At 66.6% G+C, this 25,229-nt stretch carries 6 protein-coding genes; all 6 read left to right on the plus strand.

All coding sequences use genetic code 11. The annotated features are described in order from the left end of the window. Positions 1-7: 7 nt before the first annotated feature. Positions 8-19,669, plus strand: a complete 19,662-nt coding sequence (locus AB0E02_RS27715) for a non-ribosomal peptide synthase/polyketide synthase (RefSeq protein ID WP_362143876.1) — start codon at positions 8-10, stop codon at positions 19,667-19,669. A 46-nt stretch (positions 19,670-19,715) separates the two neighbouring features. Next, positions 19,716-19,934 (plus strand): MbtH family NRPS accessory protein, encoded by a 219-nt coding sequence (locus AB0E02_RS27720; protein ID WP_362143750.1) that lies wholly within the window; start codon positions 19,716-19,718, stop codon positions 19,932-19,934. 3 nt (positions 19,935-19,937) lie between these two features. After that, positions 19,938-20,975, plus strand: a complete 1,038-nt coding sequence (locus AB0E02_RS27725; RefSeq protein WP_362143753.1) for a TauD/TfdA family dioxygenase — start codon at positions 19,938-19,940, stop codon at positions 20,973-20,975. A gap of 140 nt (positions 20,976-21,115) precedes the next feature. Next, positions 21,116-23,110 carry a non-ribosomal peptide synthetase gene (locus AB0E02_RS27730; RefSeq protein ID WP_362143756.1) on the plus strand — a complete coding sequence of 665 codons (1,995 nt, stop codon included), beginning with the start codon at positions 21,116-21,118 and terminating at the stop codon, positions 23,108-23,110. A gap of 1 nt (position 23,111) precedes the next feature. Then, positions 23,112-23,549: a hypothetical protein gene (locus AB0E02_RS27735; protein ID WP_362143759.1), complete on the plus strand. Its 438-nt coding sequence runs from the start codon at positions 23,112-23,114 to the stop codon at positions 23,547-23,549. Further along, on the plus strand, positions 23,546-24,895 hold the full coding sequence (locus AB0E02_RS27740; RefSeq protein ID WP_362143761.1) for a methylaspartate mutase: 1,350 nt from the start codon (positions 23,546-23,548) through the stop codon (positions 24,893-24,895). The genes AB0E02_RS27735 and AB0E02_RS27740 overlap by 4 nt, the downstream gene beginning before the upstream one ends. Positions 24,896-25,229: the final 334 nt, after the last annotated feature.

Consider the following 25,229-nt stretch of genomic DNA (forward strand, 5'->3'; position numbering starts at 1 on the left):
TGCTGGTCTGACGGCTGAGCGGTTTGTGGCGTGTCCGTTCGAGCCGGGTGTGCGGATGTATCGCACGGGTGATCTGGTGCGCTGGAACCGCGGGGGTGAGCTGGAGTTCGTTGGCCGCGCGGACGAACAGGTCAAGGTGCGCGGTTTTCGTATTGAGCCTGGTGAGATCGAGGCTGCGCTCACGGCCCATCCGGATGTGGCGCAGGCGGTGGTGATTGCCGGGGAGTCGGCCTCTGGCGACGCCCGGCTCGTGGCCTATGTGGTGCCCGAATCCTCTGCCGGCCATGGGCAGCGTGACCGTCAGGTCGGTGACTGGCGGCAGATTTATGAGTCTGTGTATTCCGGTGGTTCCGAGCATGTGTTGGGTGAGGGTTTCGCGGGTTGGAACAGTTCGTATTCGGGTGAGCCTATTCCGTTGGACGAGATGCGGGAGTGGCGGGATGCGGCGGTGGCGCGGGTTCGGGAATTCCGGCCGCGCAGGTTGTTGGAGATCGGGGTCGGTTCGGGTCTGCTGCTTGCGCAGCTCGCCACGGAGTGCGAGTCGTATTGGGCGACCGATTTCTCGGAGAATGTGGTCGGGAGGCTGGAGCGGCAGGTCGCGGAGGCGGGCCTGGCGGACCGGGTCCGGTTGCGGTGTCAGTCTGCTGATGACACGGACGGGCTTCCGCTCGGGTTTTTCGACACGGTTGTGTTGAATTCCGTGGTGCAGTATTTCCCTTCGGGTGACTATTTAGAGCGGGTGTTGGAGGGCGTTGTCGGGCTGCTGGCTCCGGGTGGCCGTGTGGTCGTGGGTGATGTGCGTAATGTGCGGACGGCTGGTGTGTTGCAGGCGGCGGTCCAGGGGGTGAGGCTTGGCGCGGGCGCGGGCGCGGGCGCGGGCGCGGGCGCGGGCGCGGTTCGGTTGGGTTCGGCTGTGGAGCAGGCGTTGCGTGCGGAACCGGAGTTGTTGGTGGCGCCGGAGTTCTTTGTGGATTTCGCGGCGCGTGCTGACCGGTTGGGCGCGGTGGATATCCGGTTGAAGCGGGGTGGGTATCACAATGAGCTGACGCGGCACCGTTATGAGGTGGTGCTGCATTCGGCCGATGTCACGGCTGTGTCGTTGGCCGAGGTTCGGGAAGTGGTCTGGGGGCGGGACGTTTCCGGTCTCGGGGATTTGCTGTCGCAGTTCGACGGGCAGAAGGCGGGTCTTCGGGTAACGGGTGTTCCCAACGGCCGTCTGGCCGGCGAACGCCCAGGAACAGAAGCCGGGGATAATGGTGGGCCCGCAGCCATGGACCCGGAGGAGTTCGCCCGTTGGGGCGAGCGGCACGGTTTCGCGGTGTCGCTGACCTGGAGCGCCGTAGATGCCGACCTGTTCGAAGTCGTTCTTATGCCCGGCGTATCGGCTGGTCAGGCGCTTTCGGGAACCTATCGTGCCGGTGCGTTGACAGAGCCGCTGGTCAACACTCCGGCTGCGGTCACGGATAACGGCGATGTCGTGACTTCGGTGAGGACCATGCTCGGTGAGCGGTTGCCGAAGTTCATGGTGCCGTCGGTGGTCATGGTGCTGGACCGGCTGCCGCTGACCCCGAACGGCAAGCTGGACCGCACGGCGTTGCCCGCGCCGGACTACGCCGTGTTGAGTGGTGGGCGGGCGCCGCGTACACCGCGGGAAGAGGTGCTGTGCAGGCTGTTCGCCGAGGTGCTGGGCCTGCCCAATGTCGGTATCGACGACGGCTTCTTCGACCTGGGCGGGCATTCGCTGCTGGTGACCCGGCTCGTCAGCCGGATCCGCAGCGTCCTCAACGCCGAGGTTCCCATCGCCACGGTCTTCGACGCCCCAACGGTGGCGGAACTGGCACAGCGGCTGGACGCTGACCAGCAGGTCCGTCCCGCACTCGTCCCGATGCAGCGCCCGGACAGTATCCCGCTGTCGTTCGCCCAGCGTCGGCTGTGGTTCCTGCACAAGCTCGAAGGCCCCTCACCCACCTACAACATGCCTTTGGTGCTGAGGCTGCGGGGCAGAGTGAATGCGCAGGCGCTGCATGACGCACTGTTGGACGTAGTGGTGCGCCATGAGGCCCTGCGCACTGTCTTTCCGGCGCAGGATGGCCGACCACGACAGGCAGTGCTGGACCCTGCCGCCGTCGATCTGGGCTGGACGACGCGGTCGTTGACCGAGGCTGAACTGCCCGCTGCTGTGGCGGCCGCCGCGAGCCATCCCTTCGACCTCGCTACGGAAATCCCTGTCCGCGGCTGGCTGTTCGCCTGCGGTGAAGAGCTGGTCCTGATGATCCTCATCCACCACATCGCCGGCGACGGCTGGTCGATGGAGCCATTGGCGCGCGACATCGTCACGGCCTATGCGGCTCGGTGCGCCGGACAGGCTCCGTCATGGGCCGCATTGCCCGTGCAGTATGCGGATTACACGCTGTGGCAGCGTGAGCTCTTGGGCGATGCCTCGGACCCGGACAGCATCTTCTCAGGGCAAGTGGATTATTGGGCAGGGCAGTTGGCTGGATCGCCCAAGCTGCTGAGTCTGCCCACCGACCGCCCCCGGCCCGCTGTCGCCTCGCACCAGGGCTCCTACCACACCTTCTCGATCGACCGTGCGCTCCACCGCGATCTCACCGCACTGGCCAGGGACAACGGGGCGACCGTGTTCATGGTGCTACAAGCGGCCATGGCCGCATTTCTCACCCGGATCGGCGCGGGCACGGACGTCCCCATCGGTACCCCGGTCGCCGGCCGTACTGATGAGGCCATGGACGATCTCGTCGGCCTTTTCGTCAACACGTTCGTGCTGCGGGTCGACACCTCGGATGACCCGGCGTTCACGCAACTGACGGCCCGGGTCCGGGAGAGGAGCCTGGCCGCGTACACCCACCAGGACGTTCCCTTCGAGTATCTGGTCGAGACGCTCAACCCACAGCGTTCGCTGTCGCACCACCCGCTCTTCCAGGTGATCCTGGCCTTGCAGAATGCGCCCTCGGCGGATTTCGAGCTGCCGGGACTCCAGGTGAGCGCCGAGCAGGTGGACCTGGGGGTGTCCAAGGTTGATCTTTCGTTCAACGTCGTCGAGCGGCATGACGACACCGGCGCCCCGGCCGGAATCGACGCACTTTTGGAATACGCGACCGACCTGTTCGACCAGTGCACGGCGAAGTCACTGGCCGCCCGCTGGGTGCGATTGCTCGAACAGGTGGTGTGCGATCCGGCGCGGCCGATCAGCGAGGCGGAGATCCTGCTCGACGGCGAGCACGACCGGCTGCTGACCGCCTATAACGAAACCACTCCGGAAACTGCGCTGGGTGCCCCTTTCACCACAGTGGCGGGACTTTTCAGCGAGCGGGCACGGTCGGTGCCGGACGCGACCGCAGTGGTCTCCAGCGAGGGAGAGGTGGTGTCGTACCGGGAGTTGAATTCCCGGGCGAACCGGCTCGCGCACTATCTGATTGAGCGGGGCGTCGGCCCTGAGCGGATCGTGGGTGTGGGATTGCCGCGATCGGTGGAATTGGTGGTCGCCGTCCTGGCCGTACTCAAAGCCGGGGCAGCCTACCTGCCCCTGGATCCGGCGTATCCGGCCGACCGCCTGGAGTTCATGCTGGCCGACGCCCGGCCGCTGCTGGTGCTGGACGAAGATGTACTCGCGGCTGACCGGAGGGACTACCCGGACGACGATCCTCGGCCATGCCTGGCACCCGCGCATCCGGCATACCTCATCTACACCTCCGGCTCCACCGGGTGCCCCAAGGGCGTACTGGTCTCACACGCCGGAGTAGCCGACATGGCGATCACACACCGGAATCGGATGGCGGTGACCGGCGAGAGCCGACTCCTCCAGGTCGCGTCCCCCAGCTTCGACGTCTCCTTCGCGGACCTGTGCATCGCTTTGGTCGCTGGCGCGGCCCTGGCGCTGCCAGATCGGGACAGCGTGGCGGGAGGCGCGTTGCTGGACGTACTCGCCGAACGGCGCATCACACATGTGCAGCTGCCGCCGTCGGTGCTGCGCTCGATCCCGCTCGATCGGCACGATTCCGCGCTGCCGGACCTGACGACCGTGGTCGTGGGCGGGGAAGCCTGCCCACCGGACCTCGCGGCGAGGTGGTCAGTGGGCCGGCGGTTGGTCAACGTCTATGGGGCGACCGAGTCGACAGTGGCCGTGACCATGAGCGACGCGCTGTCCGCCGAGACGCTGCCGCCCGACGGCACCGTGCCGCTCGGCCGTCCGTTCGCCCACTGCCGGGTCTACGTTCTCGACGCTCGGCTACGCCCGGTGCCACCCGGTGTGGCCGGCGAGTTGTACATGGCCGGAACCGCACTTGCCCGCGGCTACTGGGGCCGACCGGGGCTGACCGCTGAACGCTTCGTGGCGTGCCCGTTCGAGCCTGGCGCGCGGATGTACCGCACAGGCGACCTGGCCCGCTGGAACCGCGACGCCAACCTGGAGTTCGCAGGCCGTGCCGATGAACAGGTGAAGGTACGGGGCTTCCGGATCGAGCCCGCCGAGGTGGAAGCCGCCCTGTCGGCCAACCCTTCGGTCGTGCAAGCGGCGGTGGTGGCCCGGGAAGAGACCCCCGGCGACACCCGACTCGTCGCTTATGTGGTGCTGTCCGATTCCCGTGTCGGTACCGATGACGTGCGGACCCACAGCGCGGACGTGCTCCCGGGATACATGGTGCCGTCGGCGTTCGTGGTGCTGGATCGGCTGCCGCTGACCCCGAACGGCAAGCTGGACCGCACGGCGTTGCCCGCGCCGGACTACGCCGTGTTGAGTGGTGGGCGGGCGCCGCGTACACCGCGGGAAGAGGTGCTGTGCAGGCTGTTCGCCGAGGTGCTGGGCCTGCCCAAGGTCGGTATCGACGACGGCTTCTTCGACCTGGGCGGGCATTCGCTGCTGGTGACCCGGCTCGTCAGCCGGATCCGCAGCGTTCTCAACGCCGAGGTTCCCATCGCCACGGTCTTCGACGCGCCCACCGTGGCGGAACTGGCACAGCGGCTGGAAGAAGCCGGAGTGGTGCGTCCGGCGCTCGTCCCCATGCAGCGCCCGGACAGTATCCCGCTGTCGTTCGCCCAGCGTCGGCTGTGGTTCCTGCACAAGCTCGAAGGCCCCTCACCCACCTACAACTCCCCCCTGGTCCTGCGGCTGACCGGTCGGCTGGATGAGCAGGCACTGCGGCACGCGCTGCTGGACGTGGTGCGGCGGCACGAGTCGCTGCGTACCGTGTTCCCGGAGCAGGACGGTCAGCCCCGGCAACTGGTCCTCGCGCCGGACCGGGTGCGACTGCCGTGGGAATCCTGCTCGGTCCGAGAGCAGGAACTCCCCGAAGTTTTGGAAGCCGAGGTCGCGTACGGGTTTGAACTCTCCTCCGAGATACCGGTCCGGGCGTCGCTGTTCACCTGCGGTGACGAGGGCGACGAGCACGTTTTGATGATCCTGCTGCATCACATCGCAGCCGACGGCTGGTCGACAGGCCCGCTGGCCGCCGACCTCGTCGCGGCATACTCGGCCCGTAGCGCGGGTCAGGCGCCGAAATGGACCGCACTTCCGGTGCAGTACGCGGATTACACGCTGTGGCAGCGAGCTTTGCTCGGTGACGAGAACGCCCCGGAGAGTGTGTTCGCCCGGCAAGTCGACTACTGGACTGAGCAGTTGGCCGACCTTCCCGATCTCTTGCCGCTGCCGCTGGACCGGCCGCGCCCCGCCGTGCAGTCGTACGCAGGCGACAACGTGGCGTTCCAACTTGATGCGGAACTCCATCGCGGTCTCCTCAGCCTGGCCCGGAACGCGGGCGCGACGGTCTTCATGGTGCTCCAAGCGGGAATGGCAGCGTTGCTGACCCGACTGGGCGCGGGGACGGATATCCCGCTGGGGTCTCCGATCGCGGGCCGTACGGATGAGGCGCTGGACGACCTTGTCGGCCTGTTTCTCAACACGCTGGTGCTGCGAACGGACACCTCCGGCGACCCGAGCTTCACCGAGCTGCTGGCCCGCGTCCGCGAGACGAGCCTCGCGGCCTATGCCCACCAGGACATACCGTTCGAGTACCTGGTGGAGACGTTGAATCCGCAGCGCTCGGCATCACACCACCCCCTTTTCCAGGTGATGCTGACCTTGCAGAACGCTGTCAGCGGCGACATCACGCTTCCTGGCCTTCAGGTCACCGAAGAAGCCGTCGGTGTGGACGTCTCAAAGGTCGACCTGTCCGTCAACGTGATCGAGCGCCACGACGCGTCAGGCGAGCCTGTTGGTATTCAGGGAGCGCTGAGGTATTCGACCGATCTGTTCGACCGCTCCACTGCGGAGTCCCTGCTCGCCCGGTGGACTCGGCTTCTGGGACAGGTCCTGGCGGACCCGGAACGTCCTATCGGCCAAGCGGACATCCTGCTTGCGGGCGAGCGGGACCGCGTCCTGGCGGACTGGAACGACACCACGACGAATTTGCCCGCGCCGACAGTGGTGAAGTTGTTCGCGGCGCAGGTCCGTACCGTGCCCGCAGCGACAGCAGTGCTCTGTGGCGCGGATTCCCTGACCTACGGAGAGCTGAATCGCCGGGCGAATCGCCTCGCGCATTACCTGATCGAGCAAGGCGTGGGGCCGGAGCGGATCGTCGGGGTTTCGTTGCCCAGGTCGGTCGACATGGTGGTCGCCGTACTCGCGGTTCTCAAGGCCGGCGGTGCCTACCTACCCCTGGATCCGGCGTACCCCGCTGACCGGCTGGAGTTCATGCTCGCCGATGCCCGGCCGCTGCTGGTGCTCGACCCTGGCGTGCTGGGCCAGGACCGGAGCGCCTACCCCGATGCCGACCCGGAGCCACTGCCCGAGCCGCGTCACACGGCGTATGTGATCTACACGTCGGGCTCGACCGGGCGGCCGAAGGGAACGGTCATCGAGCACGGCTCCCTCGCCCACTACCTCCAGTGGTCCACCCGCCACTACCCGGGGGCCGCGACGGCGACACTGGTGCCGTCCCCCCTCTCCTTCGACCTCACGGTGACCGGCCTGTACACCACGCTGGCGCTGGGTGGCCGCGTCTATCTGGCCGCTCTGGAGGATCTGCCACCGACCCCGGACGTCCCGGTGTCGCTGCTCAAGGTCACCCCCTCGCACCTTCCGGTGCTCGCCGAGTTGCCGGCAGAATGGTCGCCGACGGAAACCCTGATCCTCGGCGGCGAGGCCCTCACCGGCGAGGCCTTGGAATCCTGGCGCGCCCGGAACCCCAAGGCCACCGTCATCAACGTCTACGGAGCGACGGAACTGACCGTCAACTCCACGGAATACCGTCTGGAGCCCGGTACCCGGCCCCGGCCCGGGGTGCTGCCCGTCGGACGCCCCTTCTGGAACACCCGGATGTACGTCCTCGACGCTCGGCTACGTCCGGTGCCGCCTGGCGTGGCAGGTGAGTTGTATGTGACCGGCGCCGGACTCGCCCGGGGGTACTGGGATCGACCGGGGCTGACTGCGGAGCGCTTTGTCGCCTGCCCGTTCGAGCCCGGCGCGCGGATGTACCGCACAGGCGACGTGCTCCGCTGGAACGCGGACGGTGAGCTGGAGTTCGCCGGGCGCGCCGACCAGCAGATCAAGGTGCGGGGCTTCCGCATCGAACCCGGCGAGGTAGAGGCCGCGCTGACCGGGCATCCAGCGGTGAAGCAGGCTGTGGTGGTGGCTCGGGAGGACACTCCCGGCGACGTACGGTTGGTGGCCTATGTGGCGGTGAGCGGTGCTGATTCCGCCGGCGCGGAGCCTGCTGGTGTCGCGTCCGCCGGTGGAGAACCCGTCAATGGTGAGGAACTGCGGGCGCACGCGGCCGGTCTGCTGCCCGGGTACATGGTGCCCTCGGCGTTCGTGGTGCTGGATCGGCTGCCGCTGACTCCGAACGGCAAGCTGGACCGCAGGGGCCTGCCCGCCCCGGACTATGCCGTGCTCAGTGGTGGGCGGGCGCCGCGTACGCCGCGGGAAGAGGTGCTGTGCGGGCTGTACGCCGAGGTGCTGGGTTTGCCCGAGGTCGGCATTGACGACGGCTTTTTCGATCTGGGCGGGCATTCGCTCCTGGTGACCAGGCTGATCAGCCGGATTCGCAGTGTGCTGGGTGTCGAAGTGGCCATTGCGACGGTCTTCGACACTCCTACGGTGGCGGGACTGGTCCAGCGGCTGGAAGAAATGGGACAGGTACGTCCGCCGCTCGTCCCGATGCAGCGCCCGGACAGTATTCCGCTGTCGTTCGCCCAACGCCGGCTGTGGTTCCTGCACAAGCTCGAAGGACCTTCGTCCACCTACAACACCCCACTTGCACTTCGGCTCTCCGGAGAGCTGGACCGGCAGGCCCTGCACGCCGCCCTGCTCGACGTCATCGGCAGACACGAGTCGCTGCGCACGGTCTTCCTTGAACGGGACGGCCAGCCCCGACAGTGGTCCGTCCCCACCGACCAGCTGCGGCTCAGCTGGGAGAACCACACTGTCACGGAGCGCGACTTGCCGGACGCTCTGGCGAGTGCGGCCCGTTACACGTTCGACCTCGCCGCGGACATACCCGTTCGAGTGGTGCTGTTCAACGTGACGGACGACCGCCCTGGCGAGAACGCCGGTGAGGGAACCGGCAGCGAGCATGTCCTGCTGGTGCTGCTGCACCACATTGCCAGCGACGGCTGGTCCAACGGACCACTGACCCGCGACATCATGACGGCCTACGCCGCCCGCTGCGAGGGCCGGGCCCCCCAGTGGCAGGCGTTGGCCGTTCAGTACGCGGACTACACGCTGTGGCAGCGCGAGTTGCTCGGGGAGGAGTCCGACCCGGGCAGTGTCTTCGCCCAGCAGGTCGGCTACTGGACCCGGCAACTGGACCGACTTCCTGAGGTGGTGAACCTTCCGACAGACCGGCCGCGACCGGTCGCCTCCTCGTACGCCGGTTCCTATGTCACCTTCGGGCTGGACGGCGAGCTGCACAGGGCCCTGGCGGAGGTGGCGCGGGATTCCGGGGTGACCGTCTTTATGGTGTTGCAGGCTAGCATGGCGCCGCTGTTGAGCCGGTTGGGTGCGGGTACTGATATTCCGTTGGGGTCCCCGATCGCGGGTCGTACGGATGAAGCGTTGGAGGATTTGGTCGGGTTCTTTGTCAATACGCTGGTGTTGCGTACGGATACGTCGGGGGACCCGAGTTTCCGGGAGTTGTTGGGGCGTGTCCGGGAGACGAGTCTGGCGGCGTACGCGCACCAGGATGTGCCGTTCGAGTATTTGGTGGAGGTGCTGAATCCGCAGCGTTCCACAGCGCACCACCCGCTGTTCCAGGTGATGCTCGTGCTGCAGAACCTGCCGATCGGCGGCGGTGTTGTCGACCTGCACGGCTTGGACATACGGGAAGAGCCGGTCGGAATGGAGAGTTCGAAGGTCGATCTCTCGGCCAATTTGATCGAGCATCACGATGAGGCCGGTGCGCCGGCTGGTGTGAGCGGGGTGCTGAAGTATGCGACGGATTTGTTTGATCGGGCCACGGTTGAGTTGTTGGTGGCGCGTTGGGTGCGGTTGTTGGAGCAGGTGGCGGCTGATCCGGGGTTGTCGATCGGTGCGGTGGATGTGCTGCTTGGTGGGGAGCGGTCGCGGCTGTTGCGTGAGTGGAATGACACGGCTGTCGAGGTTTCCACGCCGTCGGTGGTGGAGCTGTTCACCGAGCGGGCTCATGCGGTGCCGGAGGCGGTGGCGGTGGTCTCCGGTGACGGGGAGTCGTTGTCGTATGGGGAGCTGAATGCGCGGGCGAATCGGCTGGCGCGCTATCTGATCGATCGGGGTGTGGGGCCCGAGGTCATTGTGGGTGTGCGGTTGCCCCGGTCGGTGGAGATGGTGGTGGCTGTCCTTGCGGTTTTGAAGGCGGGGGGTGCATATGTCCCGTTGGATCCGGCGCATCCGGCTGAGCGTTTGGCTTTCATGCTGGCTGATGCCGAGCCTTTGCTGGTGCTGGATGAGGAGACGGTTTCCCAGGCTGGGATGGGTTATCCCGATGATGAGCCAGTAGTGGACCTGAGCTTGTCGAATCCGGCGTATGTGATTTATACGTCGGGTTCGACGGGGCGTCCCAAGGGTGTCGTTGTCGAGCATGGTTCGCTGGCCAACTATCTGGGCTGGTCGACGCGGCATTATCCGGCGGCGGGGAGGGCGACGCTGGTTCCGTCGCCGATGTCGTTCGACCTGACGGTGACCGGTCTTTATACCACTCTGGCGTTGGGTGGCCGGGTGTATCTGGCGGATTTGGAGGATGTTCCCTCTGGCTGTGGTGTTCCGGTGGGGCTGCTCAAGGCCACGCCGTCGCATCTGCCGTTGTTGACCGGACCTGCTGCGGGGTGGTCGCCGGATGAGATGTTGATTCTCGGTGGTGAGGCTCTTACCGGTGAGGTTGTGGAGAGGTGGCGTAGCCGGAATCCGGCGGCCACGGTTGTCAACGCGTATGGGCCGACGGAGTTGACGGTCAACTGCACGCAGTATGAGTTGGCGCCGGGGGAGTCGCTTTCGGCTGGTCCCGTTCCGATTGGCCGTCCTTTCTGGAACACGCGTGTTTATGTTCTGGACGAGGGGTTGCGTCCGGTGCCGTCGGGTGTGGCGGGGGAGTTGTATGTTTCCGGCGCTGGCCTGGCGCGGGGTTATCGGGGGCGTGCTGGTCTGACGGCTGAGCGGTTTGTGGCGTGTCCGTTCGAGTCGGGCGTGCGGATGTATCGCACGGGTGATCTGGTGCGCTGGAACCATGACGGTGAGCTGGAGTTCGTTGGCCGTGCGGACGAACAGGTCAAGGTACGCGGCCACCGCATCGAACCAGGCGAGGTGGAAGCTGCACTGACCAGCCACCCCGCGGTGACCCGGGCAGTGGTCGTGGCCCGGGAAGACATTCCCGGCGACATCCGACTCGTGGGCTACGTGGCGCTGTCCGACGAGGAGCACGCCGATGCCGAACAGCTCCGTGCGCGAGTCGCCGAGGTACTGCCCGGATACATGGTCCCGTCGGCCCTGGTGGTGCTGGAGAAACTGCCGCTAACCCCGAACGGCAAACTGGACCGAGCAGCACTGCCCGCACCGGACCACACCGCGCTCGGCGGTGGCCGGGCACCGCGCACACCCCAGGAAGAGGTGCTGTGCGGGCTGTTCGCCGAAGTGCTGGGCGTGCCCGCCGTCAGCGTGGACGACGGTTTCTTCGACCTCGGTGGCCACTCGCTCCTCGTCACCCGGCTCGTCAGCCGGATCCGCAGCGTACTGAACGTCGAAGTCGCCATCGCGACGGTCTTCGAAGCACCCACGGTCGCCGAGCTGGCACAGCTGCTGGACCGTGCGGGCCCGGTCCGCCAGGCGCTCGTCAGGATGGAGCGCCCGGAACACATTCCCCTTTCGTTCGCGCAGCGCCGCCTGTGGTTCCTGCACAAACTGGAGGGTCCTTCGGCCACCTACAACGTGCCGCTGGCCCTCAGACTGACCGGACCGGTGGATGTGCGGGCTTTGCATGCCGCACTGCTCGACGTGGTGGCACGGCACGAATCGCTGCGGACGGTCTTCCCCGAGTGGGACGGCGAGCCCACACAGGTGGTGCTGGACCCCGGCTCGGTGCAGGTGGGCTGGCACGTCCGCCATGTCGACGCGGCACTGTGGGACGACACGGTTCGTGAACTGGCCGACCACCACTTCGACCTGCTCACCGAGCCTCCGGTGCGCGCCTGGCTCCTGCTGCCGTCCAACACCGGCGACATCGGTGAAGACCTGGTACCCGCCGGTGGCGCCTCCGAAGTCCTGTTGCTCGTGCTGTTGCACCACATCGCCGGTGACGGCTCTTCCCGGGCGCCCCTCCTGCGCGACCTGGGAGACGCCTATCGGACACGGACCGAAGGGACCGGGCCAGACTGGACGCCGCTGCCGGTGCAGTACGCGGACTACTCGCTCTGGCAGCACCAGCTACTGGGCCAGACGGACGATCCGGCCAGCATGGTGTCGGCGCAGTTGGCGTATTGGATGCGAGCCCTCGAAGGCATCCCGGCGCAGCTCGAACTCCCCACGGACCGGCCCCGGCCGGCCATCGCCGACTACCAGGGCGCCGATGTGACCTGGACCATGGACGCCGAGCTGCACGCTCAGCTCGCCGCACTCGCCCGATCGACCCAGACCACGCTGTTCATGGTCCTTCAGGCCTCGTTCTCGGCGCTGTTGACACGGCTCGGCGCAGGAAGCGACATCCCCGTCGGCACCCCCATCGCCGGCCGTACCGACGAGGCGCTGCGTCCGCTCGTGGGCTTCTTCGTCAACACGTTGGTGTTGCGTACGGACACAGCGGGGAATCCCCGATTCGAGGAGCTGCTGGAGCGGGTCCGGGCCACTACCCTGGACGCGTACGCACACCAGGAACTGCCCTTCGAATATCTGGTCGAGGCGATCAACCCTGCCCGGTCACTGTCCAGCAACGCCCTCTTCCAGGTGATGTTCGCGCTGCAGAACGTCGACCGACCCTCCAGGTGGGTGCATGACCTGGAGGCCACCCCGCACCTGGTCGAACGCGGCAGCGCCAAGTTCGACATGTTCGTGAGCCTGGTCGAGACGCAGACCGCATCCGGCGCCCCCGACGGCCTGCTCGGGCGGATCGAGTACGCCACGGAACTGTTCGACCGGGAGACCGTCGAGCGCATCACGGCGTGGTACCAGAATCTCCTGCGCGCCGTGGTCCGCGATCCGCGCGTGCGTCTCGCCGACGTCGAATTGCTGTCCGCCCAGGAGCACGCCGAACTGGTCGGGACCCGCGACACGATCGCCGTACCGATGCCCGCGGCCTGGCCGCACCAGCACATCGCACGACAGGCGGCGCTGACGCCCCACGCGCCGGCCGTCAGCGGCGAGGATGCGGACCTCACCTACCGTCAGCTCGACGAGCGGGCCAACCGCCTCGCGCGGTACCTCGCCGAGCAGGGCATCGGGTCGGAGATGGTCGTAGCGCTGGCCCTGCCCCGGACGACGGACATGGTCGTGTCCATGCTTGCTGTGCTCAAGGCGGGAGCCACCTACCTGCCGATGGACCCCGGCCACCCTGTCGACCGGCTGGCGTTCCTGCTCAAGGACGCAGCTCCCGCAATGGTGATCACCACGGAGGGGGCGGGCGAGCGACTGCCGAAATCCGACGTTCCCCGCCTCGTGCTCGGCGCCCCCGCCGTGGAAGCGGAACTGAGCATCCTCGACGCGTCAGAGATGCGCCTCCCGGTCCATGCGGACAATGCCGCCTATGTCATCTACACCTCCGGTTCCACAGGGCGGCCCAAGGGCGTGGTGATCTCCTACGAGAGCCTCACCAACTTCCTCCATGGACTCGGCACCCGCGTCCAGTTGACCGGACGGGACCGCATGGTCGCGGCGACCACCCTCGCCTTCGACATCGCGGCCGTCGAGATCTACCTGCCGCTCCTCAACGGCGGAAGTGTGGTGATCGCCCCCTCGGCCGTCACCAAGGATCCGGCCGCGCTCTCGGCGCTCGTGGCCGAGCGCAGGGCGACTGTCTTGCAGGCCACGCCTTCGGTGTACCGGTCGATGGTGGCAACCGCCCCTGAGGGCCTCGCCGGGGTGCGGCTGCTCGTGGGGGGCGAGGCGCTGTCAAGCCGCCTGGCCGGGGCGCTGTGCGCAGTGGGCAGCGAAGTCCTCAACCTCTACGGTCCTACCGAGACCACGGTCTGGAACACCCTGGCCACGGTGGAAAACGGTGAGCACACCCCAGGGATCGGGACACCCTTGCCGAACGTCCGCAGCTACGTCCTGGATCAGCACCTGCGGCCGGTCCCCGCGGGCGTGGCCGGAGAGTTGTATGTCGCCGGCGTCGCACTGGCCCGCGGCTATCTCCGACGCCCTGCCCTCACGGCCGAACGCTTTGTGGCGAATCCGTTCGGTGGGCCCGGCAGCCGGCTCTACCGCACCGGTGATCTGGTGCGCTGGCGCCGCGACGGTGGCCTCGACTTCGTCGGACGGGCCGATGACCAGGTCAAGATGCGAGGATTCCGGATCGAACTGGGCGAGATCGAGGCAGCGCTCTGTGAGCAGGACGGTGTGGCAGAGGCCGCAGTGATGGTCCGCGACGACGGCAACGGTGACCGGAAACTCGTCGGATATGTGGTGCCCGACCAGGAGTGGGCCGCCTCGGGAGACGCTCAGGAGGAAGCCCGGCAGATCGACTCCTGGCAGCAGGTATACGAGTCCCAGTACCGCGACCAGCTGGCGAACGACGGTTTCTGGGAGGACTTCGGCATCTGGCGGAGCAGCTACGACGGGAACCCGATCCCACTCGCTGAGATGCGGGAATGGCGCAGCGCCGCCGTCGAACGGATCCTCGAACTCGAACCCCGCCGCGTACTGGAGATCGGCGTCGGCAACGGCTTGATCCTGTCGCAGGTGGCACCCCACTGTGAGGCGTACTGGGGCACCGACTTCTCCCCGTCGGCGATCGACGCGTTGCGGGAACGGCTGACCGCCTTGCCCGAGTCGGCCTCGACCGTCGAACTGCGCGCGCAGTCCGCCGATGACGACTCGGGTCTGCCCCGGGAGTTCTTCGACACGATCGTCATCAACTCGGTCGTCCAGTACTTCCCTCACTCCGACTACCTGCGCGAGGTGATCCGCACCTGCCTGAACTTGCTGGTACCGGGCGGATCGCTCTACCTGGGCGACATACGCCACCTGCGTTTGCTGCGCACCTTGCACAGCGGCATCGCCTGCCACCGGCTCACTGACGAAGCCGACTTGGGTGCCGTCCGCGCCGCCATCGAGCAGCAGGTGACCGGGGAGGAGGAACTCTTGCTCTCCCCGGAGTTCTTCACCGGTCTCGAAACGGACCTACCGCAGCTGGGTGGTGTCGACATCAGGCTCAAGAGCGGTACCTACGCGAACGAACTGTCCCGCTACCGCTACGACGTCGTCCTGTGCAAGGCGCCGCTTGCCCCGACAGCAGTCGACTCTCTACCGGAGATCACCTGGTCCGAGGTGGGCGAAGACCCCCTCGCCGGCATCCGGGAAGCGCTGCTTACCCACCCTGAGGGCTTCCGCTGCAACGACATCCCCAACGGACGGCTGCTCGCCGACCACACCGCGATGCGGGAAATCCGGGCCGGGAGCACGGCCCGACAGGTTTCGGAGAAGATCGACCAGGCCGCCACCGCGTGCAGCGACCCCGAAACCTGTCACGAACTCGCCGCCGCACACGGATACCAAGCGGTGATGACGTGGGCGACGTCCGGGCGTGACGACTGCTTCGACGCGGTCTTCCTCCCACCGGGGGAGAATCGGCCGGTGGCCGCCTACCGCAGTGCCGAGGCGGACGACAGGCTGGCCAACCAGCCCGCGAACACCCACCGGCTGCGGGGCCTCAACGAAGAACTCCGTGCCCGGCTGGGCCGATGGCTGCCGGAGTACATGGTGCCCGCGGCTTTCGTCCTGCTCGATGAGCTTCCCCTGAGCCCCATCGGCAAGCTTGACCGCAAGGCACTGCCGGCACCGGACTACACCCTCTTCAGCGGGGGCCGTGCCCCGCGCACCCCGCGAGAAGAGGCGCTGTGCGGACTGTTCGCCGAGGTGCTGGGGCTGCCTGAGGTCGGCATTGACGACAGCTTTTTCGACCTTGGCGGACACTCACTGCTCGCCACGCGGCTGGCCGGCCGAGTGCGCGGCACGCTCGGTGTGGAACTGCCCATCGCGGTGGTGTTCGAGACACCGACCGTGGCCGGACTGGCCCGGCGCCTGGGCGACGACGGCGCACGGGTACGCCCGACGTTGACTCCCATGGCCCGTCCGGACGAGATTCCATTGTCCTTCGCCCAGCGTCGGCTGTGGTTCCTGCACAAACTGGATGGGCCGTCCACCGCGTACAACATGCCCCTGGCACTGCGGCTGTCCGGCCACGTGCACCACGGGGCACTGCGGGCCGCGCTGCGAGATGTGGTCGACCGCCACGAGTCCCTGCGCACGGTGTTCCCCGAGCACGACGGCCGTCCGCACCAGAAGATCATGACGGCCGACGAACTCAGCTGGGAGACCCGTTCTGTTCCCATCGAGGAGCTACAACGGGAAGTGGCGCAGGCCGCACGCCACGGCTTCGACCTGGCGGTTGAGCTGCCCATCCGGGCCTGGCTGTTCGACGGCGGCGGGGACGCATGCGTACTGCTCATCCTGCTGCACCACATTGCCGGTGACGGATGGTCCAACGGACCACTGACCCGCGACATCATGACGGCCTACGCCGCCCGCTGCGAGGGCCGGGCCCCCCAGTGGCAGGCGTTGGCCGTTCAGTACGCGGACTACACGCTGTGGCAGCGCGAGTTGCTCGGGGAGGAGTCCGACCCGGGCAGTGTCTTCGCCCAGCAGGTCGGCTACTGGACCCGGCAACTGGACCGACTTCCTGAGGTGGTGAACCTTCCGACAGACCGGCCGCGACCGGTCGCCTCCTCGTACGCCGGTTCCTATGTCACCTTCGGGCTGGACGGCGAGCTGCACAGGGCCCTGGCGGAGGTGGCGCGGGATTCCGGGGTGACCGTCTTTATGGTGTTGCAGGCAAGCATGGCGGCGCTGTTGAGCCGGTTGGGTGCGGGTACTGATATTCCGTTGGGGTCCCCGATCGCGGGTCGTACGGATGAAGCGTTGGAGGATTTGGTCGGGTTCTTTGTCAATACGCTGGTGTTGCGTACGGATACGTCGGGGGACCCGAGTTTCCGGGAGTTGTTGGGGCGTGTCCGGGAGACGAGTCTGGCGGCGTACGCGCACCAGGATGTGCCGTTCGAGTATTTGGTGGAGGTGCTGAATCCGCAGCGTTCCACAGCGCACCACCCGCTGTTCCAGGTGATGCTCGTGCTGCAGAACCTGCCGATCGGCGGCGGTGTTGTCGACCTGCACGGCTTGGACATACGGGAAGAGCCGGTCGGAATGGAGAGTTCGAAGGTCGATCTCTCGGCCAATTTGATCGAGCATCACGATGAGGCCGGTGCGCCGGCTGGTGTGAGCGGGGTGCTGAAGTATGCGACGGATTTGTTTGATCGGGCCACGGTTGAGTTGTTGGTGGCGCGTTGGGTGCGGTTGTTGGAGCAGGTGGCGGCTGATCCGGGGTTGTCGATCGGTGCGGTGGATGTGCTGCTTGGTGGGGAGCGGTCGCGGCTGTTGCGTGAGTGGAATGACACGGCTGTCGAGGTTTCCACGCCGTCGGTGGTGGAGCTGTTCACCGAGCGGGCTCATGCGGTGCCGGAGGCGGTGGCGGTGGTCTCCGGTGACGGGGAGTCGTTGTCGTATGGGGAGCTGAATGCGCGGGCGAATCGGCTGGCGCGCTATCTGATCGATCGGGGTGTGGGGCCCGAGGTCATTGTGGGTGTGCGGTTGCCCCGGTCGGTGGAGATGGTGGTGGCTGTCCTTGCGGTTTTGAAGGCGGGGGGTGCATATGTCCCGTTGGATCCGGCGCATCCGGCTGAGCGTTTGGCTTTCATGCTGGCTGATGCCGAGCCTTTGCTGGTGCTGGATGAGGAGACGGTTTCCCAGGCTGGGATGGGTTATCCCGATGATGAGCCAGTAGTGGACCTGAGCTTGTCGAATCCGGCGTATGTGATTTATACGTCGGGTTCGACGGGGCGTCCCAAGGGTGTCGTTGTCGAGCATGGTTCGCTGGCCAACTATCTGGGCTGGTCGACGCGGCATTATCCGGCGGCGGGGAGGGCGACGCTGGTTCCGTCGCCGATGTCGTTCGACCTGACGGTGACCGGTCTTTATACCACTCTGGCGTTGGGTGGCCGGGTGTATCTGGCGGATTTGGAGGATGTTCCCTCTGGCTGTGGTGTTCCGGTGGGGCTGCTCAAGGCCACGCCGTCGCATCTGCCGTTGTTGACCGGACCTGCTGCGGGGTGGTCGCCGGATGAGATGTTGATTCTCGGTGGTGAGGCTCTTACCGGTGAGGTTGTGGAGAGGTGGCGTAGCCGGAATCCGGCGGCCACGGTTGTCAACGCGTATGGGCCGACGGAGTTGACGGTCAACTGCACGCAGTATGAGTTGGCGCCGGGGGAGTCGCTTTCGGCTGGTCCCGTTCCGATTGGCCGTCCTTTCTGGAACACGCGTGTTTATGTTCTGGACGAGGGGTTGCGTCCGGTGCCGTCGGGTGTGGCGGGGGAGTTGTATGTTTCCGGCGCTGGCCTGGCGCGGGGTTATCGGGGGCGTGCTGGTCTGACGGCTGAGCGGTTTGTGGCGTGTCCGTTCGAGTCGGGCGTGCGGATGTATCGCACGGGTGATCTGGTGCGCTGGAACCATGACGGTGAGCTGGAGTTCGTTGGCCGTGCGGACGAACAGGTCAAGGTACGCGGCCACCGCATCGAACCAGGCGAGGTGGAAGCTGCACTGACCAGCCACCCCGCGGTGACCCGGGCAGTGGTCGTGGCCCGGGAAGACATTCCCGGCGACATCCGACTCGTGGGCTACGTGGCGCTGTCCGACGAGGAGCACGCCGATGCCGAACAGCTCCGTGCGCGAGTCGCCGAGGTACTGCCCGGATACATGGTCCCGTCGGCCCTGGTGGTGCTGGAGAAACTGCCGCTAACCCCGAACGGCAAACTGGACCGCACCCGCCTGCCGGCCCCTGACTACAGCATCCGACACCACGGCCAGGCACCGAGGACGCCGCGCGAAGAATTGCTGTGCGATCTGTTCACGGAAGTGCTGAACGTGCCACGCACCGGAGTCGAGGACAGCTTCTTCGACCTGGGCGGGCACTCCCTCCTGGCGGCTCAGCTGGTCAGCCGGGTGCGAGACGTACTGGGCGTGGAACTGCCCATCCGGGCGGTGTTCGAGGCGCCTACCGTTGCGGCGCTGTCCCGGAGGATGGACCTTGGCGAAGAGGGTCACAGCCTGGATGTCCTGCTGCCACTGCGCACGCGGGGACGGCACCGTCCGCTCTTCTGTATCCACCCGGCGGGCGGCCTGAGCTGGTCGTATTCGAGGCTGCTGAAGCACCTCTCCACTCAGATCCCGGTCTATGCCCTCCAGGCCCGCGGCCTCCGGCATCAGGAACCCCTCCCGGAGTCCCTGGACGATATGGCGGAGGACTACGTCCAGCAGATCCTCCGACTACAGCCGGAAGGCCCGTATTTCCTCCTCGGCTGGTCATTCGGGGGACTCGCGGCCCACACCATCGCGGCGCTCCTGGAACGGCGTGGCAAGAAGGTCGAGTTGCTCACGCTGCTGGACTCCTACCCGAGGAAGGAGATGGCCGCGGCGGATGTGGAAGAGATGGCCTCCCGTATCGATATGCCGACCATGTACCGCGGCATCCTGGAAGAGTTCGATGTGCACCTCGATGAAGCGGAGGCCAAGAGCCTCAGCCATGATCGGGTCGTCGAAATACTCCGGGAGAAGAATTCGGTGCTCGCCGGACTCAGCGAGGCTGAAGTGCGCTCACTGGCCGACGTCCTGATCAATAACATCCGTATCCGCAACAGCGTCGAAGACCACGTCGTGGCCGCGGAGACGCTCATCATCGCGGCCGGTGAGGCGCCGAACAATCCACTCACTGAAAACATGTGGAGCAAGCACATCACTGGCGGTATCGAATTCCATCAGGTGGCTGCCCGGCACTCGCAGATGCTGCACCAAGGGCCGCTGGAGGAAATCGGTCCAATTGTGTCGGACCGGATTCGGCGCAGTCTTGTCGAGCCGGACGAGTCGGCGCAGTGATCGCGGGCCCCATGCTCTCCCGCACAGAATCCGTAATGAGAAAGATATGAAGAACCCATTCGAGAACCCGAACGGCACCGATCTCGTTTTGATGAATGGTCAAGACCAGCACTCACTGTGGCCCTCCTTCATCGACGTATCCGACGGCTGGACGGTGGTGAAGCAGGAAGACAACGTCCCAGCCCACCTGAAATACGTAAAGAAGAACTGGGTGGACATGCGTCCCACGGGCCTGATCAAGGCCATGGAAGAAAGAGGATTCTGACACATGGACACACCTATCCGCACACATACGGCCCCCGATCTCTGCGTCGAAGTCAATCCGGGAAAGCCTGCACTTCTACGGGTGACCGAGCGGCTCCGGCCCGAGCACGCCGCGGACTGGATCACCGAGCGCCGAGCGGAGCTGGACGAACTCGTTCTCCGCCACGGTGCGGTTCTCGTGCGAGGCCTCGGCATCCCGGATGCCGCCGCACTGCAACGGGTCGGCGAGCGGATCACCACGCGCGCGGCTCCTGAACGGGAGGCGTTTGCCCGTCGGCGGCAGCTGGGTGCCGACGCCGTCTCCTCCCTGGAGTGGCCGGCGGACCAGCCGATGTGTATGCATCACGAGCTGAGCTATGCGCTGGAATTCCCGCGAACGCTGGTGATTGGCTGCTTCAGCGCTCCCGAAAGGGGCGGCGTCACAGGCGTGGCCGATGCGCAACAGGTACTGGCAGAGTTACCCGCGCCCCTGGTGGAAAGGTTCGAACGAGAAGGGTGGAAACTCTCTCGCTCATACAACAACCTGCTCGGACTTTCATGGCAGGAGGCGTTCGGCGTGGCGGACCGCACCGCCGCAGAGCAATACTGCAGAGCCAACAAAATCATCACCGAATGGCAGCCGGACGGCCGACTGCGTACTCATCAGCGGCGCTCCGCGGTGATCCACCACCCGGTCACCGGTGCGCGTTGTTGGTTCAATCAGATTGGCTTCCTCAGCGAATGGAACCTCGACCCCGCAGTCCGAGAGTTCATGGTGGGTCAGTTCGGACCGGAAGGGCTGCCGTTCACCACAGCCTTCGGAGGTGGTGAGCCGCTCGACCCCGAGACGGCGGCAATCATCGGGGAGGTGTACGAGGCGGCGACGCTGCGTGAGCCATGGCAATCTGGGGATCTTTTTCTGATCGACAACATCCGCATGGCACACAGCCGCGAACCCTTTACGGGAGAGCGTGAACTCGGCCTGGTATTCGGTGATCCGGTGCGCCTGGCCGACTGTGCGCCGGCATATCCACCACCGACGGCGGCTGCCGACAGCCGGTAATGCCGACAAGCCGGTGATGCCAGTCACACGGTACTGAGAGGGCGGGCGCGAGGGAATCGGCCGCGCATTCCGCACATTCATATGGCGGCCAGGCTCGACGCCGCGGATTGAGCCTGGCCGCCCGTCAGAAAGGCAGCCGCGTGGACCAGAACTCCACCGTGACCCCCCGCTCCGCCGTACCACCGGATATGGGTACGCCCAATGCCGATACCCGACATACCGGCACATCCGACTGGGCCTTGTCTCCTCCGGCCCTTACCGGGCCCAGAGTCAGCGAGTCCTTTCCGTACGGCATTCAGGGCCTGGTACGCGAACAGGCGCAGCGAACCCCCGACCGCGTCGCCTGCGCCGACGGTGACCGGGCATGGACTTACCGGGAGATTGAGCTCGCCAGTGACGCGCTGGCAACCGTCTTGCTGGAGGTCACCGGAGGCGGTGGTGCGGCGGTGGCGGTGCGCCTGGCCAAGAGCGTCGAGGTGACCGTCGCCTTCCTTGGGGTACTCAAAGCCGGTTGCTGGTACGTACCGATCGCCCTGGACGATCCGGACGAGCGCGTGGCCCTGATGCTCGCCGACACCCAGGCAGCCGCCGTGGTGACGGGAACCCCGGATGAGCCGGGCACCCCTTTCCTTGGGATGCCGGCGCTCGCGGTTCCCGCCCCACCGCACCGCTCCGCCGACATCCGTCCCCTGACGCCCGTCCCGCCGGGCCAGCCGGCCTATGTCTTGTTCACCTCGGGCTCCACTGGCGCTCCCAAGGGGGTGATCGTCGGTAGCGACGCACTGTGCAATCGCCTCACCTGGATGCGTCGCGCCTACCCACTGAGATCGCGTGATGTCGTCCTTCAGAAGACCCCCTGCACTTTCGACGTCTCGGGTTGGGAGATATTCCTCCCGCTGATCACCGGTGCCCGCTGCCAGTACCTGGCGGAGGGCGGCCAACGAGATCCCCGCGAACTGGCCGCCGCCATCCGCCGCCGGCAGGTGACCGTCTGCCACTTCGTGCCGTCGATGCTGGCCGAGTTCCTCGCCGACCCCGCCCTCGCGCCCGCCTGCTCCTCACTTCGTCTGGTGTTCTGCAGCGGCGAGGCCCTGCCCTCCGAGCTTGTCGCGCAATTCCAGCAGGCAATGGATGCCGACTTGGTCAACCTCTATGGCCCGACCGAAGCCACCATCGACGTCACGCACTGGCCGGTACCCAATCCACTCCCGCCCCACCAGCCTGTCCTCATCGGCCAGCCGATCGACAACACGAACCTGTACGTCCTCGATGACCAGGGACGGCCCGTGGCTGCGGGAGACCAGGGAGAACTCTGGGTCGGTGGCACGCCGGTGGCGCTTGGTTACGCAGACCGCCCCGATGCCACCGCCGCCGCCTTCTCGGAACTGGATGGTGAGCCCCGCTACCGCACCGGAGACCTGGTCCGCGTCGTCGGCGACGAACTCGAATACTTGGGCCGGATCGACGACCAGCTGAAGGTGCGCGGCGTACGGATCGAACCGGCTGAGATCGAGAACGCCCTCTGCCGGCATCCCGGCGTCGGCCAGACCATCGTCGTACCTCAGAACTTGCCCAACGGCGACCTGGAACTAGCCGCGGTGGCGACCCCTGCTCACCCCCCGGGAGAGGCACGCCCGGCCCTTACCGAACTCCGCACCTTCCTTGCCCACCGCCTGCCGCGTGCCTACCTTCCGGCCACGGTGCTCTGGGTCGACACCATTCCGCTCACCCGCAGCGGAAAGGCCGACCGCATCAGGCTGCGCGACCTTGTCCAGGGAACGAGCCCCGGCACGCCCGACGCCGACCCTGCAGCCCCCGACACGGCTCCCGCTCCGGGCCACCGCACGGGCCCGCAAGAATCGCGACCCGACGAGGAAACCCTAACCGGCACATGGTGGAGCCTGCTGGGCCGGCTCCCGGCCGACGGAGCCGAAACCGGTTTCGTCACCCTCGGCGGGCACTCACTCACCGCCGTGCGGCTGCTCGCCTGGTGCCGGAACCGGTACGGCGTGGACGTACCGCTGCGCATGCTGCTTGACCATGACGCGTCCCTCGCCGAGTTGACTGCCGTCCTCGACGCCGCGGGAGCGACACAGAAGACCAGCGCGGAACCGATCAAGGAGACCCCGGCCTGAGATGACGACCGTAAGAGACGCCCGCCACCCGGTTCTGATCGCGGCCCCGACCTCGGACGCGCACACCTGGAACCTGATCTACCTGCAACTCCTCATCGAGGAACTCAACCACCCTAGCGTCAACTTGGGCCCATGCGTGCCCGATGACACCCTCATCGAAGCGTGCCTCCTGTACCGACCGCGGCTGCTGCTCCTCAGCAGCGTCAACGGGCATGGCCACCAAGACGGTCTCCGCCTGATCAGGCGGATCCGAGCGGTGGAGGACCTCGTCACAACGCCGGTCGTCATCGGCGGCAAACTGGACATCTCCGGTACCGACCCCGACCGTGCAGGCGACCTGCGTGACGCCGGATTCGACGCCGTCTTCCCGGACCGCCCTCACGCCGTCACGGAGTTCCGACGCTTCCTCGCCGCCCTCCCGGAAAGAGTCGTCTGTTGACCGGTGGCAGCCCCGCGCGCCCGGATCCGCTCCCGGCGGCCGGTCCGGCCGACTTCGGCTCCTTCATCAGGGAACGGCACCGGGTGGCCGGCACCGTCGTACAACCCCGCATGGGCTTCAGCGACCCCAAAACCATGCGGGCGGGCCTCGTGGCGACCGAAGCCGCGGCGGTTGCGACGGCGGGTACGATCACCGTCGACAGCTACACCCGGGTCGGTGACCTGCGTGCGGTGGCCGAAGCCCTGGCAGCCGGCCGCGACCTCAACGGATATCCCCTCGCTCATCACGACGCCGCCACCACGCGGCGCGTACTGGCCGGGGTGCAGTCAGATTCCTTCGCCGTGCAAGTACGCCACGGATCAGCAGCACCCAGGTCCATCCTCGCCGCGCTGCTCGCCGCGGGGCTCAACGCCACAGAAGGCGGGCCGGTTTCGTATTGCCTTCCCTATGGACGCACACCCCTGGTCGAGTCCGTACACAACTGGGCGGCATCCTGCCGCCTCCTCGCGCGCAGCGGTGCGACCGGCGCCCGGCCGCACTTGGAAACCTTCGGCGGCTGCATGCTGGGACAACTTTGCCCACCAAGCCTGCTCGTCGCCATCAGCGTCCTGGAGGCGCTCTTCTTCCGGCAGCACGGCCTGGACAGTATCTCGGTCAGTTACGCCCAGCAGCCGAACCCCGAGCAGAACAGGGAAGCCCTCGCAGCGCTGCGACGGCTGTGTGGCCGATTCCTGCCCGACATCGACTGGCACGTCGTGCTCTATACCTACATGGGCGTCTACCCCACGACCGCGCACGGGGCCTATCGATTACTCGGCCAGGCCGCCGAGCTGGCCGCAGCCACCGGAACGGAACGGCTGATCGTGAAAACAGTGGCTGAATCGAGCCGTATTCCCACCATCGACGAGAACGTGGCCGCCCTCAAGTACGCCGCCGAGGTCACCGGCAGATGGGCCGCAGAGCAACCGGACAAGATCGAAAGCAACGACACCCAGGACGCGAGACCCTTGGAACAACGCGACACCCAGGTCTACCTCGAAGCGCTCCGGCTGATCGAGGCGGTACGGGATCTCAGTGATGACCTCGGCAGGGCGCTCATCCGCGCGTTTCAGTTCGGATATCTCGACGTCCCTTACTGCTTGCACCCGGACAACCCAGGGCGCAGCCGCAGTTACCTGGACGACAGCGGCCGCATCAGATGGGCAGACCTCGGCTCGCTTCCGCTGGGGGGCATTGTCGAAACGAGCGCTGCCACGGCCCTCGGCTCGGCCGAACTGCTGGCCGCCTTGTCCTACGTACGCAGGGCATACGACCAGGACGCGAGCACCGACCCAGCCTCCTCATGAAGCCTGTACCGGCACGCCACGCTGTCGATTTCGCACGGCACGCAAGGTAGGGCCCGGCCCTCCGGACGCGGTTGAACGAGTCAGCGTCATCGATACCGGAGCCGATCAGCTTGATCGTCGCGGCGGACAAGAGCGCGTGCATGCCCGTAACCCTCACACACGGTGCCCCTGCCGGTGGGACTGCAGATCGTGATCGCGATTACATGCCTCCCGAAGTGCGAGTAGTCGTCGGGGAGGCTCTGGACCTTGCACACGTTTGCGGCTCATCCAAGATCGCCAAGAGGACCTGACTCAGCCGCGCGCTTCAGCGTGTTCAGCCTGCATGATAGCTGCA

This window comes from Streptomyces sp. NPDC048196 (genome assembly GCF_040652715.1).
Lineage (GTDB): Bacteria > Actinomycetota > Actinomycetes > Streptomycetales > Streptomycetaceae > Streptomyces > Streptomyces siderophoricus.

Coding starts and splice junctions, on each gene's coding strand:
- AB0E02_RS27725 (WP_362143753.1), top strand. CDS start 19,938: ATGGACACACCTATCCGCACACATACGGCCCCCGATCTCTGCGTCGAA.
- AB0E02_RS27720 (WP_362143750.1), top strand. CDS start 19,716: ATGAAGAACCCATTCGAGAACCCGAACGGCACCGATCTCGTTTTGATG.
- AB0E02_RS27735 (WP_362143759.1), top strand. CDS start 23,112: ATGACGACCGTAAGAGACGCCCGCCACCCGGTTCTGATCGCGGCCCCG.